Annotated in this window: 18 protein-coding genes; 8 read left to right on the top strand and 10 right to left on the bottom strand. The window is 64.4% G+C overall.

Going from position 1 to position 14,586, the window contains the following annotated elements:
* Nucleotides 1–20: 20 nt before the first annotated feature.
* Nucleotides 21–1,016, bottom strand: coding sequence for an HNH endonuclease (locus tag MESCI_RS13955; protein WP_013530589.1), 996 nt, complete (start codon nt 1,014–1,016; stop codon nt 21–23).
* Between the two features lie 78 nt (nt 1,017–1,094).
* Nucleotides 1,095–1,688, bottom strand: coding sequence for a DUF6456 domain-containing protein (locus MESCI_RS13950; protein WP_013530588.1), 594 nt, complete (start codon nt 1,686–1,688; stop codon nt 1,095–1,097).
* Between the two features lie 251 nt (nt 1,689–1,939).
* On the opposite strand from MESCI_RS13950, the gene MESCI_RS13945 reads away from it, so the two are divergent.
* Both MESCI_RS13945 and MESCI_RS13940 read left to right on the top strand, forming a co-directional pair.
* Nucleotides 1,940–2,221, top strand: a complete 282-nt coding sequence (locus MESCI_RS13945) for a DUF982 domain-containing protein (RefSeq protein WP_013530587.1) — start codon at nt 1,940–1,942, stop codon at nt 2,219–2,221.
* 108 nt (nt 2,222–2,329) lie between these two features.
* A complete protein-coding gene (locus MESCI_RS13940) occupies nt 2,330–2,638 on the top strand; it encodes a DUF982 domain-containing protein (protein WP_165447111.1) in 309 nt (102 codons plus the stop codon).
* A gap of 249 nt (nt 2,639–2,887) precedes the next feature.
* Here the strand turns inward: MESCI_RS13940 and MESCI_RS13935 are convergent, their stop codons facing one another.
* Together MESCI_RS13935 and MESCI_RS32630 are read right to left on the bottom strand one after the other, a co-directional pair.
* Entirely contained in the window at nt 2,888–3,556 is a 669-nt protein-coding gene (locus tag MESCI_RS13935; protein WP_013530585.1) for a hypothetical protein, read from the bottom strand.
* A 113-nt stretch (nt 3,557–3,669) separates the two neighbouring features.
* Nucleotides 3,670–3,960, bottom strand: a complete 291-nt coding sequence (locus tag MESCI_RS32630; RefSeq protein ID WP_224675015.1) for a hypothetical protein — start codon at nt 3,958–3,960, stop codon at nt 3,670–3,672.
* A 188-nt stretch (nt 3,961–4,148) separates the two neighbouring features.
* On the opposite strand from MESCI_RS32630, the gene MESCI_RS13925 reads away from it, so the two are divergent.
* Nucleotides 4,149–4,853 carry an XRE family transcriptional regulator gene (locus MESCI_RS13925; RefSeq protein WP_013530583.1) on the top strand — a complete coding sequence of 235 codons (705 nt, stop codon included), beginning with the start codon at nt 4,149–4,151 and terminating at the stop codon, nt 4,851–4,853.
* Nucleotides 4,854–4,917: 64 nt separating this feature from the next.
* Here MESCI_RS13925 and MESCI_RS13920 read toward each other — a convergent pair whose 3' ends face one another.
* Nucleotides 4,918–5,220, bottom strand: coding sequence for a hypothetical protein (locus tag MESCI_RS13920; protein ID WP_013530582.1), 303 nt, complete (start codon nt 5,218–5,220; stop codon nt 4,918–4,920).
* A gap of 187 nt (nt 5,221–5,407) precedes the next feature.
* On the opposite strand from MESCI_RS13920, the gene MESCI_RS13915 reads away from it, so the two are divergent.
* From MESCI_RS13915 to MESCI_RS13900, 4 genes are all read left to right on the top strand, one after another.
* Nucleotides 5,408–5,776 (top strand): hypothetical protein, encoded by a 369-nt coding sequence (locus MESCI_RS13915; protein ID WP_013530581.1) that lies wholly within the window; start codon nt 5,408–5,410, stop codon nt 5,774–5,776.
* A gap of 91 nt (nt 5,777–5,867) precedes the next feature.
* Complete coding sequence (locus MESCI_RS13910; RefSeq protein ID WP_013530580.1) at nt 5,868–6,449, top strand: hypothetical protein; 582 nt, start codon at nt 5,868–5,870, stop codon at nt 6,447–6,449.
* On the top strand, nt 6,446–7,075 hold the full coding sequence (locus MESCI_RS13905; RefSeq protein WP_013530579.1) for a hypothetical protein: 630 nt from the start codon (nt 6,446–6,448) through the stop codon (nt 7,073–7,075). Before MESCI_RS13910 ends, MESCI_RS13905 begins: the two co-directional genes overlap by 4 nt.
* Nucleotides 7,072–7,641 carry a hypothetical protein gene (locus tag MESCI_RS13900; RefSeq protein WP_013530578.1) on the top strand — a complete coding sequence of 190 codons (570 nt, stop codon included), beginning with the start codon at nt 7,072–7,074 and terminating at the stop codon, nt 7,639–7,641. Before MESCI_RS13905 ends, MESCI_RS13900 begins: the two co-directional genes overlap by 4 nt.
* A 27-nt stretch (nt 7,642–7,668) precedes the next feature.
* On the opposite strand, the gene MESCI_RS13895 is transcribed toward MESCI_RS13900, so the two are convergent.
* The 5 genes from MESCI_RS13895 to MESCI_RS13875 all read right to left on the bottom strand — a co-directional run bounded on the left by MESCI_RS13895 (nt 7,669) and on the right by MESCI_RS13875 (nt 13,781).
* A complete protein-coding gene (locus tag MESCI_RS13895; protein ID WP_013530577.1) occupies nt 7,669–8,958 on the bottom strand; it encodes a hypothetical protein in 1,290 nt (429 codons plus the stop codon).
* A 109-nt stretch (nt 8,959–9,067) separates the two neighbouring features.
* Complete coding sequence (locus MESCI_RS13890; protein WP_013530576.1) at nt 9,068–10,084, bottom strand: ABC transporter permease; 1,017 nt, start codon at nt 10,082–10,084, stop codon at nt 9,068–9,070.
* The gene (locus MESCI_RS13885; RefSeq protein WP_013530575.1) at nt 10,081–11,649 is read right to left on the bottom strand and encodes a sugar ABC transporter ATP-binding protein; all 1,569 of its coding nucleotides are present in this window, start codon (nt 11,647–11,649) and stop codon (nt 10,081–10,083) included. Before MESCI_RS13885 ends, MESCI_RS13890 begins: the two co-directional genes overlap by 4 nt.
* 245 nt (nt 11,650–11,894) lie before the next feature.
* Nucleotides 11,895–12,842, bottom strand: coding sequence for a substrate-binding domain-containing protein (locus tag MESCI_RS13880; protein ID WP_013530574.1), 948 nt, complete (start codon nt 12,840–12,842; stop codon nt 11,895–11,897).
* A gap of 306 nt (nt 12,843–13,148) precedes the next feature.
* Nucleotides 13,149–13,781: a dienelactone hydrolase family protein gene (locus MESCI_RS13875; RefSeq protein ID WP_338048521.1), complete on the bottom strand. Its 633-nt coding sequence runs from the start codon at nt 13,779–13,781 to the stop codon at nt 13,149–13,151.
* Between the two features lie 56 nt (nt 13,782–13,837).
* Here MESCI_RS13875 and MESCI_RS13870 point away from each other — a divergent pair, with 56 nt between their 5' ends.
* Entirely contained in the window at nt 13,838–14,539 is a 702-nt protein-coding gene (locus MESCI_RS13870; protein WP_013530572.1) for a RibD family protein, read from the top strand.
* The last annotated feature ends 47 nt before the right edge of the window (nt 14,540–14,586 follow it).

Here is a 14,586-nt window from a genome sequence, read left to right as displayed (position 1 = left end):
GCGACTGCCGATCCGACTCCTTAGATGACGAATACATCCGTTCGATGCTGGGCAAGATAGCCTTGTTGCGGCGGCGAGAAGGCTCCGGCGCGCCAGACGGCAGGGGCTTCTGCAAAGCCAAAGCGCTGCATTGCCAACTGTTCGAACCCGAGACGCTGCAAATCTGTTTTGTCGACACGTGAGGAGACAAGAACCTCGCCATCATCTGCGAAACTGATGAACCCGCGATCAAACAGATGATCAGCGTCTGGCGTCAGCAGTAGACCATTCATGCCATCAAGGCGCTCCTGTGCGGACCTGCACAGGCGCCAAGGTTTGATGTGGCTAGCGATTAGGAGCGCGGGGTTGGTGACGCCAGTGAGGCGGCACGAGCGCTCTATGGTCTCAACATTCGCGCGAAATTTCCCCTGGCCGCGACGCGCCTGAATGACGCTTTTCTTCACAGTCTCTTCGAGTTGCATGTCTTCCAAGATACGGCGCTCAACCGCATCCTCCAGCATTTCGTTGACGACTTCATAAGTGAGGCTGTTGGCCCCTCCGCGCAAAAGAGCGTCACCGTTGAAAGCCGTGCCAGCGACGATAGTGCGAAATACATCCGGCGAAATGCTCGCCAGATAGGCCTTTTGATTGCCCGAGCCAGTGGTCTGATGAATCGGCGAATAACGGGCGGGCAGAAGCGGGCCTAGTTTGCCGATCAGCGCCTTCGGACTAACCGTCGGCGCAAGCGGCGTCCAGTATACGGGAAGCAGCCATCCCTCCTGGTTCCAATAGGCCCCAGTGTTTTTGAATTCTTCGGGCTTCGGCGCTGTGAATGCGAAATCTGTTACCCTACCAACGTAACGCACCGCTTGCTCGGAATAGGACAATACGATGTCGCCGGGCGCGGCCCGACGCAGATTATTGTAGAACTCGCTGCGCGCGCCATTGCTCTCGGTTTTAGGAGACCAGAGATACTGCCCGTCAATCTCTTGGCGGGCCGTCTGATTGTGATTAACCCACCAAAAACGCGACATCATTTCAAACGGCTAATTTGCTGCAGCAGCCCGAATATCATCTATTCGAGCCCTTCCTTGTAATCAACTTGAGATGCCCCCTCACCGCCTCATCATCATCCCGTAATGCACCGCCAGCAGATCCAGCCCCACCTTCAGCAGCTTCGTCACCACGTTCCGGCCCTCGCCGGTCTGCTCGGACAGGCGCTTGAGGGAACCGTCCGCGCAGCAGACTTGTCGTACCACGGCGGCCACCTCCCAATGGCCTAGCGCTCTTGTGGCGGCGGCATAGGCCCTGCCGGCGTCGAGAACGCTGTCGGCGATGCCGCCGCCCTCGCGGCCGCCGTCGATGCGCTCGGTCCAGCGCATCGGCTTGACATCAGCCTGCTGACTGCAGCGGAAATCCTCGCGGTAGCGCAGGCCTGCCTCGCGCTGCTGGCGCGACAGCGAGGTGATGCCGACGAGCGCATCGATGGCGCGCAGCCGCACGATGCCGCCGGTCGCGGCGCAGCCGTCATTCGACACTTCGTAGACACGCGCAGCCTCCAGCGTGCCCGCTGCCAGCCGCTTGCGGCCGAAGGCGTCATCCCTGAGCGCGAAATCATGGCCGATCTCGCGGCGTATGCGCACCTGCTCGGCCTCGCCCTTCGGCAATTTCGGCGCCTGCGGTTTTGCGGGTCTGGTCTTTTTGCTCATGGAAGGCTCCTGGTTGGGATGGGTGGTGGAGGCCGGCACGTGGCGATCCTTCGCGCGCCCTCGGCGCTGCCGGGCATCTCCCCACGCGGTGGCAGAGCGGAGCGGAGCGCTGCTCGGTTGGCCTTCAATGAACCGGAGGTCGTCGCCTCTTCGCCGCCGCGCCAGCATCCCTGCCGTCCGGCATCCAGGCTGATGGAACCGGCGCGAGTTTTCGACGTTATGTCGCGTCCATGCCAAGGGGAGGTTCGCCGATGACAGCCTTCATGCCGGTTACCGTGCGCTTTTGCGACAACAAAACCATGCTGGTCAGTTCGGTGGCCGGAGCCGCCGAGGCACTGCGCCACCAATGGCCCGACAAGACAGCGCCTGGCTATCTCGAGGCTTCCCGGCTGGTTACGCTCGCCGTGGACGGCATCTGCTGCCAGCGCATCGCGTTCGACGCCTTCACCAGGGCGGCCAAGCAGCAGAACATACTGGTCGACAGGCCCAAAAGCCGCGCCCATGATTGGCTGGATGCGGTGGCTAGCCCGTGAGGAGCGGACGCCGGCCGAAAAATTGATGCAACCGGCCCCCTGCGGGGCGCGTTTATGGGTGCGGTAGCTGGAGCCGCGCGCAAAGCGAAGGTGAACGCCGTGGGTACGATGAAAACCGGAGTGCCGCTCAAAGTGCGGGTGGAAGATGAGATCGAAGAGATCGACAGCGTCAGCGAAGCCGCCGATTTTCTCCAGCGCTGGCCGCTGGAGCGACGCGGCCATGTCTACCGCAGCGCGCTGAACGCCTGCAGCGCGGCGATCGCCGCCCAGATTTCTGAAGCCGACGCCATGAAGGTGTTTACCGGCTTTGCCCGGGTGACCGGCATATTGGTCGGCGAGGGCAACCCGGCGGTAGCGATGGACGCAAGGAGCATGCAGAGCCGCACGCCCAAGCAGGGCCGGCAGATGCCGAAATAGGGCTTTGCTTCTTTCTCCCCGTTTACGGGGGTGAGGTGTGATCCGCGCAGCGGACGAAAAGCCAATTGCTTGGCTTTTCGAACAGCGAACGCTCGGCAGGGCAATGAGGGGCGGCGCCAGCGCTTCGGTAAGTGGCATATGAATCGGATGCTTGAATTTCATGTCAGCTTCCATCCTGCCTCGTCAGCGCTGCCCCTCATCCGCCTGCCGGCACCTTCTCCCCGTGAACGGGGGAGAAGAGACAATGCCTCACCCCGTCGCAAGAAATACGCGGCGCTGGAAGCGCGCCTGGTGGTAGGTACAATAGCTTTTCAGCGCCCCGGTGCGCATGCCGCAGCACAGCATGTCGGCACCTGGGCGGCTGCCTGGCGCCCCCTCTTCGGCAATAGAAATGTCCGGATCCCCCTCCACCGTCAGATCCAGCGGCGCACGGCAGCGTGAAAACAGGCAATCGATGAAGCGCATCGCCACGCCATGCGGCTGCCGGCCGATGGCCGCGCGCGGCGGCGCCGGCGCCTCCAGGCGATAGGTCACGCCGTCGGCGATCAGCACGCCCACCTCGCGCACGAACGAATGCGCGCGCCTGGGCCGGGCCACTTCACGCGCATGGATGTCCTTGGCGGCAAGCACGCCCTCCATCTTGCCGACGACAGGCGTCGCTTTCGCCGACGCGCCACTCGCCCGCTTGCTTCCAGCGCGCTTGCCCACGGCCTGCCTGGATCGCGGCGGCGGCCCCTTGCCATTGGCAAAGCCGATCGCGCCGAGCGTGGCGTTGCGGTGCACGATGCCGATGATGGCGTCGCGCGACACCGGACTGCCGCGCAACGCGCTGAACGCGACTGCAATCCTGGAGGCTGAGAACCCATCCTTCAGCCAGCGGGCGATCTCGTGCAATTCCGCGTCGCTATAGCTTGCCATATCCAGCTCCATCCAAAGTTCGGCCGCGCGCCGTCGGGCAGCGTCAAGGTTCGACCCGGTCGCCAGGCCGCAGTCAGGTTGTTTTTCAAGAGCCGGCTCTCAGCCGGCCAGCCTCAGCCGGCTTGGGCCGATTTCCCGCCGGCAAGGTGCAGAAGCCTCGCTTCGGCCGTGTTTCTGTCCAGGGCGGAAACCGCCCTGCCCGTCAGCCTGTCGAACAGGATGACGGTGCCGTCCTCGGTGCGGATGCAGGATCGGCCTGCCGCAAAAACAGCGCCGGCGCCATGCCGGCCGAATTGGGGGCCGAAGCCGCTGGGAGCGGCGGCTCCGGCCGTTCCGGTCGCCGGAGACAGGCGGCGGACCGGACCCGAGGCTGGTGCGGTCAGGCACTGGGCCTCGGGCTTCATCCGGGCCGGGGAGGAGGACGGCCGGGATGAAAGGGAATGGGCGGTTATGACCGCCGGGCGCGCCTCGCGTGAGGCCGGCGACTCGGCGCCATCAAAGCTGGACAGGTTTTGCATGACCGGATATAAGCATAACTCGAAAATAGATGCAAGCCATTCTTTCATAGACGAGAGCAGCTTTCATCCCTCACATGGGCGCCATGGCAAAAACGGAACTGTCGATCAAGGTCGGAGCGGCGATCCGCAAGGCGCGCAAGCAGCGCGGCCTGGTCATGCGCCACATCGCCGAGCACAACGACACCGATGTCGCCGCCGTCGGCAACTGGGAAACCGGCCGCAATCTGCCCAAGACCGAGAACCTGCTGAAGACCGCCGCCTTCCTGCGCGTCGACCCGGTTGCGCTGGGCCAGGGGCAGGTCGTGTTTCTCGACGATGCCGGACCGGTTGCCGATGCGGAGATCGTCACCGATGCGGGTCCACTACCCGCCAGCTCGATGGACATCGAGGTGCTGGGCGCGGCTGTCGGTGGCGACGATGGCGATTTCACCTTCAACGGCGAGCCGGCGGGTTACGTCCAGCGCCCGCCGGGCGTGCGCAACCTGCCGAAGGTGTTCGCCCTGCACGTGCTCTCGGATTCCATGGTGCCGCGTTACGAGCCCGGCGACCTGATCTATTGCGGCGGCCGCGACGCCGTACCGGGCGACCATGTGGTGATCGAGACCTTCCCGGAGGAAAACGAGCGCAACGGCAAGGCCTTCATCAAGAAGCTGGTCAAGCGCACGGCGGGCGAGCTGGTCGTCGAGCAGTACAACCCGCCGAAGACGCTGACCTTCAACCGCTACGCCATCAAACATGTCTGGCGCGTGATTCCGCTGAAGGAATTGCTGGGGTATTGAGCAAGGGACGCTCTTCCTTCTCCCCCTGCGGGAGAAGGAAGAACCAGCGCTGGCACCCTCCCACTCAAGCCCGCCGCGATCCCTCCAGCGGCACATCCCTGTCGCTCAGCATCCGCGCTTCGCTGCGCACGCGCTGGCGCTCGTCGACAAACGCGGCCTGGATCGAAATCGCCGTCCCCGGCAGTCCGTCGGCGCGGCAGACCGAACAGACGATACGGCCCGACAGAGCGGACAGCGGCGTATTCCCCGTCACCCCGAACCGCTTCAGCTGATCGGGTCGCCACCACCTGTTGCGGCCACAATCGGCGCACTCGACCGAGATCGAGGCGACATGCGCGATCGTTGGTTCCTTGCCCGGCAATGCCATCGCCCCTGCCTCGTCTTTGTTCCTGATTTGTTCGCATATTCCTGTGTTTTACGCCGGGAGTCGAGTCGCAGTTTTCAAACTTTCCCAGAAGTTTTTCTTCTAGCGTAATTTAAGTTATGCTTTCATAAATATATGAAAATGTGAGTCGGGCACGAACCTGCCCACTGCATCAGACCCGGGAGAGATAATGGACGCTTTTGCCGCCGATTTTGCCCGTTCCTGCGGCTACGCCGGCGACAGCCTGGCCTTGCTTGAAGCCTTCGAAGCAATCCGTCGCAGCGGCATCGCCCACGCCCGTCAGGATCACGTCAGGCGCAAGGCGGTGATCGACGAGTTGAAACCGTCGGAGGCGCTGTTCCTGGCCGCTATCGGTCCGGCACTCTCGGCGCAGGAGGCAATCGAGGACGCCGCCCGCTTCATAGCCTGCTGGCGCAACATACCGCGCTGGCGCCAGGAGCGGCGCCTGCCCGACCTGATCAGGGCCAAGCAGCAGCGCCTGGTGGCGCGCTATTTCCGCCGCCATGGCCACAGGCTCTGGGCAAGGGAAGCGGCGTGAGGACTGGACCAGCCATTTGCGGGTTCCATCAGCCATTTTTTCTTTCTAGACTGCGCAGGGGTGGCTGACCGTTCGACGTGCATAGTTTGGAATGTTCAAGACTGCCCGCTCAAAATTTCAAACCTGGATAACGGCCGGCGCGGGAACCATCGCCGCCCTGCTCGTCGCCGGCCTGATGGGCGCGTTCGGCGCCCTGCCCGCCCACGCCCCGCCGCAATTGCCGCCCGATGCCGCCATCGATGCCGGGCGCTGGCGGGTCCAGCCCGCGCGCGCCTATGTCAGCCGCGCCAAACTCTATGGCGTGGCGCTGAAACCAGGCCAGAAGGCGCTGGTGCTGGAGGCCGATCTGACCAATCGCACGGCGCAATCCGACAAGGCTTATTTCAACGTCTTCAAGCCGGACGGGATCGACCTGCCCGATTCCACGCCGATGATCGCGCTGGCCCGCGATTCGACGCTGACGCCGGAACTGCATCCCGGCATGACCGAACGCATGGCCTATGTCTGGCCGCTTGCCGGTAACGCCGCCGTGCCGGCAAATCTCAGCTTCGGCGTCACCGCCGAGATCTTCAAGCCGCGCGACAATCTTTACGGCACGCCGGGCTGGTTCAATTCCTATCGGCTCGGCACCGTCACCATGCCGGTCGCCGACCTGCCCGAGAGCGGCTCATGAGGATCCGCGCCATCGGCAATCTCCTGATCGTCGCCGCCACCGTGGTGCTCAGCTACGGCATGCAGGTGTCGAAGCCGCATTATGCCGAACTCACCGCGCCGATCCCCATTGATGGCGCCATGCACGACACGGTGCGGGCGCGCAGCTTCGATGTCCGCCTCGACAGAATGGTCTTTGCGCGCACGCTGAAGACCAACCAGTTCGGCCAGGAAAGGCTGCTGACCACCAGCGGCCTGTGGGCGGTGGCAGCGACCAATCTCACCGCCACCAGCACCTCCACCACGGTCGCCGACGGCACCTGGCAAGGCCCGACCGGCCTGCGCTACCGCCAGACGGAGCGGCTCAGCTATCGCCAGGATATGCCGCCACATGCCGTCGATCCAGAGCTGGAGAGAAGCGGCCTGTTCGTCTTCGAGTTGCCGGCCGACCAGATCCGAGGCGCCAGCCTGCTTATCGCCGCACGTCAGTTCGGCCCGCTCGACGCCCAGGCTCGCATCAGCCTCGATGCCGTTCCGACCGGTGCCGATGGTCAACCGGCGGATGTCTTGCCGCTATACGATCTCGACGCTCCTGCACCGCCGCAGGGCCAGACACGGCAGGACCAGACACGGCAGGGCAAGACATGAGCGCGGTTTCAACCGACATCGACCCAGCCGGCGGTGGCGAGAAAAAATGGCGACGGCGCGGTCTTGCCGCGCTCGCTATCCTGCTGCCGCTGACGCTGGCCGAAACCAGCTATGAGAGCATCCGTGAATGGCTGCATGGCGAGGACCTCATCGCCAGGGATGTCGAGTTTGGCCAAGGCGCGCCGTTCGGCGGCAGCGAATGGCGGCTGGCCGATTTGCGCGGCGGCAAGGCCGGCCGCTTGCCCGAGCATGCCTTGGCCGTCATCGCCACCTTCGCCGTCACGGTCGGCGATCCCGATCTGCAAAAGCAGTGGCTGGGCTGCAAGGTGATGCTGACCGACGCCGCCGGCCGCCGCTGGCTGCCCGACTTCATCTCCGGCGTCAGCCTGCCGGACGGCGTGATGAACTGCACCTCGGCGATCTTCTCCGGCGCCAAAAAGGGTGAAATCATCAGCGTCGGCGAGACCTTCATCGTGCCCGAGGATGCCATCGAGACCATCCGCCCAGCCATTGGCCTGGGCAGCGAGCGCCCCTGGTTCCTGCGTTTTCAGCGGCCGCCGAAGTGACAGCACCCTTCTCCCCGTAAAGAAAGCTCACTTCCCCGCCCGCTTCGCCATCGAAAACGCCGTCTCCAGCACGGCGGCGAGAAAGCATATGCGCAGCGGCTCGATCAGGATGCCGGTGGAAGAATCCTGGAACGGGCTGCCGAAGAGCAGCGTCACGGCATGCGAAAAAATCTGCCAGATATCGAGCTCGTGTGGGCCGATCAGCCGCGTCGCGCCGAGCCACAGCCAGGCCGCGCCCCAGTCGAGCAACCGGTAGCCGACCACCAGCGTGCACAACAGCACAAGGCTGGCGCTGACCGTCAGCCGCACGCCGTTGGCGATCGGCAGATAGCGCGAGCGGTAGCCGGCGATGAAATGCTCGACGAAATCGCGCAGGAATTTCGGCAGGCCGGCATAGCGCTGGCCGGCACGCTCCAGCCGGCCGTGCACGCGCATCAGGGCAGCATCGTCGCGCACATCATAGCCGTAGATCAGCGCCGCCATCACCAGCCAGATCAGCGGCAGGAGCATGAAGAAGAACAGGTTGATCGCAGCCGTCGACGGCGCGATCGAGGAGATCTCGACCGGCACCATGGGTGCGGCCGAGGCCATCGGCACCGGGTTTGCCAGCCCGTCCACCGATGCCTGCAGGACCGACCAGAAATTGCGGCTCATCAGCCATTGCAGCGCCGAGTCCTTCCAGCGGCTGATCACGTAGAGACCGACGAAAATCCAGTTGGTCTCGCAGATCACCACCACGATCTGCCAGAACGACTCCGCACCTGTCTTAGCCTGCATGAATTTGGCCAGCCGGCGGATCAGCCAGGACACCGCCACGGAGACCAGCAGCCAGCGCGAGTCGAGCACGTCGAGCACATCAGCGCTCTGGCCGAAATCGGCCTGGTCGAGTGTTTCGCGCGAATACTGCCGCACGACGTCGCCCAGAAATCCCCAGGCGGCATAATAGGCGAAGAACGGCAGAAGCGCGATGGTGATCATCCGCACCAGCCGCGAGCCGCGCCGGTCAGCCTCGGCACCCGGCTTCGTTTGCGTCTCGGTGGTTGCGGCCTTGTCGGCGCCGCGCTGCGCGGCCACCACATGCGGCAGGCCGGGGCGCAGCACGTGGAACATTGCCACCGTCATCACCAGCTGCGCCAGCGCCACCAGCGTCAGCATCGCCAACCCGGCGAAGTGATTGGCCAGCGCCACCTTCGCCGCCAGCAGCATGAGGAGATCGCCGACCAGCACGCCGGCCAGCACGAGTGCCATGAGCTGCGGCCAGAACCGCCGCAGCAGCGAAAAACCTAGGGTGATCGGTCTGATGATATCGGCAAACATGAGGTTCTCTCACGATGCCACCCGCCAAAACCTTTCTAGCAAAGCATGATTGTTTTGCAAGGAATGGGGCTCCCTTCTCCCACTGTGGGAGAAGGGAGAACCGTCCCCCTCACCTTCTTACCCTCGACTTCAGCCACCGATCAAACGCCACCGCCAGGATCAGGATGAGCCCGATGACGATGCTTTGCGTGTAGGACGAGACATTGTTGAACTGCAGCCCGTTCTGCAGCACGCCGATCAGCGCCGCGCCCACCACCGTGCCGCCGACCGAGCCGATGCCGCCGAACAGCGAGGTCCCGCCGATGACGACGGCCGAAATGACGGTCAGTTCGTAGCCGATGCCCGCCACCGCTTCCGAGGAGTTCAGCCTGGCCGACAGCACGAAGGCCGCGAGCCCGGCGAAGAAGCCGACAATGACGTAGACCGAGACCAGGATGCGGTCGACGCGCAGGCCCGACAGCCGCGCTGCTTCCGCATTACCGCCGACGGCATAGACGGCGCGGCCATAGCGCGTGTAGCGCAGCACGATGTGGCACAGGATGGCGGCCGCCGCGAAGATCAGCGCCGGCACCGGCACCGGGCCGATCAGCCCGGTGCCGAACCAGCGCATCGAGGCGTCGAAGCCCGAGATCGGGCCGCCATTGGAGATGGTCAGCGTCAGCCCGCGAAACACCGTCAGCCCGCCCAGCGTGACGACGAAGGGCGGCACTTTCAGCCGGGTGATGACAAGTCCCTGCACGCCGCCGGCAGCGGCTCCGACGATGATGGCGGCCAGCAGCGCGGCGAACCAGCCGAACCCTTGCGTGCCGCTCGTCGACAGCGACAGCGTGTTGGCCGTGCCGCCCTTGGCGACCACGGCGGCGACCATGCCGCAGAAGGCGAGCAGCGAGCCGACCGACAGGTCGATGCCGGCGGTAAGGATGACGAAGGTCATGCCGAGCGCGATCAGCCCGGTGATCGAGATCTGCCTTGTGATGTTGAACAGGTTGATCGGGTCCATGAAGCTCGGCTTCAGCACCGTGAAGACGATGATCAGCGCCACCAGGAACAGCAGCGGCCCGAAGCTCATCAAAAGCCGCGCGAAGTTGATGCCGCCGCGCTGATCCTGCTCCCCCGCCACGCTCATAGTGTCTCCTTGCGGTCGAGTGCCATCAGTTCCATCAGTCTTTCCTCGTTTGCTTCGACGCCCGGCATCTGGCCGGTGATGCGTCCGCGGCGCATGGTGACGATGCGGTCCGAAACCGCCAGCACCTCGGGCAGTTCGGACGAGATCATCATCACCGCAATGCCGCGCGCCGCAAGCTGCACCAGGATCTGGTGCACCTCGGTCTTGGCGCCGACATCGACGCCGCGCGTCGGCTCGTCGACGATCAGCACTTTCGGATCGCGCGCCAGCCAGCGCGCCAGGATCACCTTTTGCTGGTTGCCGCCCGACAGGCCCTCGATCGCCTGCTCGGCCGAAGCCATGCGGATCGACAGCATCTTTCGAAACCCGGACAGCGCATCGCGCTCGCGCCGCTCGGCCATGAAGCCGAAACCGTTGCTGAAGCTGCCCAGCGAAGCGATGGAGAAATTCGGCAGGATGCCCAGCGCGGCAAAGATCGCCTGGTGCTTGCGGTCCTCCGGCACCAGGCCGATGCCGAGCGCAATGGCGTCCGCGGGTGATGACGGGGCGATCGGCTTGCCGTCGAGCGTGATGGTGCCGGCCGCGATGCGGTCGGCGCCGAAGATAGCGCGCGCCAGTTCGGTGCGGCCTGAGCCGACAAGCCCGGCAACGCCGAGGATTTCACCGGCCTTGAGGTCTATGTCGACGCCGTCGAGCACGATGGCGTGCGGCGCCTCGGGGTCGCGCACGGTGCGCAGGCCGCGCACCGACAGCACGACATCGCCGGCCACCGCGCGTTGCGCCGGCCGGGCGTAGAGCTCGGACGCCGCGCGGCCGACCATCTTCTCGATGATTTTGGGCAGCGCGATCGGCCCGCCTTCACGGTTAAGGTGGCCGGCAAGCCTGCCGTCGCGCAGCACCGTCATGCGATCGCATATGGCGGACGCTTCCTCCAGCCGGTGGGTGACGAACATGATGGCGACCTTATCCTTGCGCAGCCGGTCCATGATCGACAGCAGCCGCTGCACCTCGGTCTCGGTCAGCGCCGAGGTCGGCTCGTCCATGATGATCAGCCGGCTTTCCAGCGACAGCGCCCGAGCAATCTCGACCAGTTGCTGCTCGGCCACCGACAGTGCCGAGACCGGCGTCATCGGATCTATGGAGAGACCGACGCGGGCGATGATCGTGCGGGAATCTTCCTCCATCTTGCGCCAGTTCACCAGCCCGAGCGGGCCGATCGGCGCGCGGCCGATGAAAATGTTCTCCGCCACGGTCAGCGTCGGGATCAGGCTCAGTTCCTGATAGATGGTGACGATGCCAAGCCGCTTGGCATCCTGCGGGCTGGAGGGATGATAATCGGCACCGTCGAAAGTGATGCGGCCGCCCGACGGCGGCATCACACCCGAGAGGATTTTCAAGAGCGTCGATTTGCCGGCGCCGTTTTCGCCCAGCAGGCCGAGGATCTCGCCGGGGCGGATATCGAGCGAGACATCGCTGAGCGCCGTGACGCCCGAGAAATGCTTGGTGATGCCTTCGACGGCAAGCAGGATGGGTTCGGGCGAGGCGGCTTCAGCGGCTGGCGGCAAGGGTGGCTCCTTCCATGCAGTTGATGTCGCCTGTCAGCGCTTGAACGCCCCCCTCTGTCCTGCCGGACATCTCCCCCTCAAGGGAGATTGGCTGTGTCACCGGCGACACCTTTTCTTTCAACATTTGGGAACTGGCGAAAGCAGGAGGAACAGTCGATCTCCCCCCTTGAGGGGGAGATGTCCGGCAGGACAGAGGGGGGCGCTGTCCCGCCGGCTTTGCCAATCGGCCGATCCCCGCCAAACCCCTACTTCGTCTCGCCAATCCGCTCCGCCTTGTCGAGATTGTCCTTGCCGATGACGATTGGCGTCAGCAGCACCAGCTTCTCCTTCGGCTCGGTCTTGTCCTTGGCAAAGGCCACCGCGATGCGCACCGCAGTGCGCGACTGCTCGCCGGGGAATTGCTCGACCGTGCCCGCAAGCTTGCCGTCGCGCACGGCGACCAGCGCTTCGGGCAGTGCATCGAAGCCGTAGATCTTGACGTCGGTGAAGTTGCGCGCGGCACAAGCCTCCATGGCGCCCAGCGCCATGTCGTCATTGGCGCAGACGATGGCGTCGGGCTTGCCGTTGGCGGCAAGGCCAGCCTCGGTCACCGACAGCGCCTCGGCGCGGGCGAAGTTGGCGGTCTGCTCGAAGACGATCTGATACTTGTCCTTCAGAGGATCGAGGACATTGTGCACGCCCTTGTTGCGGTCGATCGCCGGGCCGGCGCCGGGCTGGCCCTGCAGATGGAACAGCTTGGCACCGTTGGGAAACGCCGCCACCACGGCGTTGGCTTCCGCCTCGCCGCCCTTCACATTGTCGGCGCCAACATGGGCGAGGATGCCCTCGACGCCGTCTACGCGGCGGTCGATCGTCACCACGGGAACGCCGGCCTTGACCGCTTCTTCGATGGCCGGCGCCAGGGCGTTGACGTCGAGCGGCGAGATGACGATGGCGTTGACCTTCTGCACCAGGGCGGCCTCGATGTCGGCGGTCTGCTTGGTGGCCGAGTTCTGGCCGTCGCTTTCGGTCAGATTGACGCCTTGCGTGGCGGCTTCCGCCTTGATCTCGTTCAGCATGTGCACGAAGAACGGAAAGCCGAGACTGGGCACCGAGCCAAGGATAGTGAGCTTGTCCTGCGCAAACACAGAAGGCGCGGCAACCATCATGGCGCCGAAAGCCGCGGACGACAGCAGGAATTCACGTCTGTTCATGGGATCCTCCTCCACAAGAACGCACGACCCGAAAACCGGGATCGGTTTCAGGAAGGATCATGCGTCGGTTCAAAGTGTGGAGCATCCTCCTTGCGCCCGAAAACGCATGCCGCTCCAGCTGGCCGCCGCTGTAAAAAGAGCCTCCCACCGACGCCTGCGCAGGGATGCTAACCCAGGGCCAACCATTTGTGCAACATCGATATAACAGCGGTGCCAGGCAAATTATCGGAATTGTCGGATTTTCGATTTCCGGCGTGGGGGCCGCTTGTCGGAAGACCTCCAATGCAAGGCCGCCCCCTCTGCTTCTCAATCCAGGAACGCCAGAACACGCTGCCAAAGCAGCGCCGCGGCTGTGTCGTTGTAGTCGGGCAGAGCTGGATCCGAGAAATAATGTCCCGAGTTTGGATAGCGGAAGATCCGCACATCGGTTTGCGCGGCCTCGGCGGCGTGCTGCCAGGCGCGGACATCCGGCTCGGGGAAGAACGGATCGGTGTCGGCGACATGCAATTGAACCGGCAGGCCGGGCCGGATGTTCGCAGGCACGGTTGCCAGCCCATGCAACAGCAGCACCTTGGCCGTCAGCGGCCGCAAGGCCCAGACTGACGCGACCACGCCTGCACCCATCGAAACCCCCGCCAGCACCGTATCGCCGGGCGTCGAGGCCAGGGCATCGCGCGCCCTTTGGCAAATGACCTCCCAGCCGATCCGCGCCTTGATCGCGAAGCCTTGCTCGAGATCGTCCGTCGCCACGCCCGCATAGAGGTCCGGCAGCGAAACGGCGTGACCGGCGGCGCCCAGCTTTCCCGCAAGATGCCGCTCGTGCTCGCGCAGCCCCAGAACCGAATGAAACAGGATTATGTTCGCGGACATCCGGTCATGATACCTGCCGGCACATGCCGTCTCAACGGCTGGGTACGTCATGAGGCGTGCGGCTTCCATTCTCCCGGCGTGGCACTACTTTGGACTGAACCCAAAGCACTCGACTGGAGAACAACATGAAGCCGCAAATCATCTGCCATATGCTGGCATCCCTTGACGGCAGCCTCCACCCCAGCCGCTATACCTCGAGCCCCGATGGCACCCGGGCCGAGTGGTCGAGCCTCTACGAGCATATCCATAATGATCTCGCGGCTGATGCCTGGATCGTCGGGCGCGTCACCATGGCCGAGATGAGCAAGGCCGGCGCGCATCCGCCGGCCAATGCCGGCAAGGTCGACCGGCCCTATCATTTCGCGCAAATAGGTGCGGGCAGTTATGCCGTGGCGCTCGATGCCTCGGGCAAGCTTCACTTTTCCAAACCCGACATCGGTGGCGACCATGTCGTGGTGCTGCTTGGGCGCGACGTTGCCGACAGCCATTTGGCAGAGCTTGCCGCCGACGGCGTGTCCTATATCGTCGCGGAAACCGGCGATATCGATCTCGCCGCCATGCTTGAGGTCCTCGGACGCGAACTCGGCATAAGCCGGCTGCTGCTCGAGGGCGGCGCCAGCATCAACGGTTCCTTCCTCGCCGCCGGGCTCGTCGATGAATTGAGCCTTCTCGTTGCACCCGCGATCGACGGGCGGGCCGCCAATCAGGGTTTCGTCGAGTTCGGCGAGAGCGGCCTGGCGGGCAAGACGCAGCTGTCCCTGAAGAGCTGCGAGGCGCTGGCGCATGGGCTCGTCCATCTGCGCTACGCGGTCAGCCCTGGAGCATAATCCCGAAAGGTCGCGGCGTGGCCCAGGGTCTCCGCGACGGAGCTGCG

Source organism: Mesorhizobium ciceri biovar biserrulae WSM1271, from assembly GCF_000185905.1.
Taxonomy (GTDB): domain Bacteria; phylum Pseudomonadota; class Alphaproteobacteria; order Rhizobiales; family Rhizobiaceae; genus Mesorhizobium; species Mesorhizobium ciceri.
The sequence above is the reverse complement of the archived record's forward strand: the minus strand, read 5'-3'. Positions and strand labels throughout refer to the sequence as shown.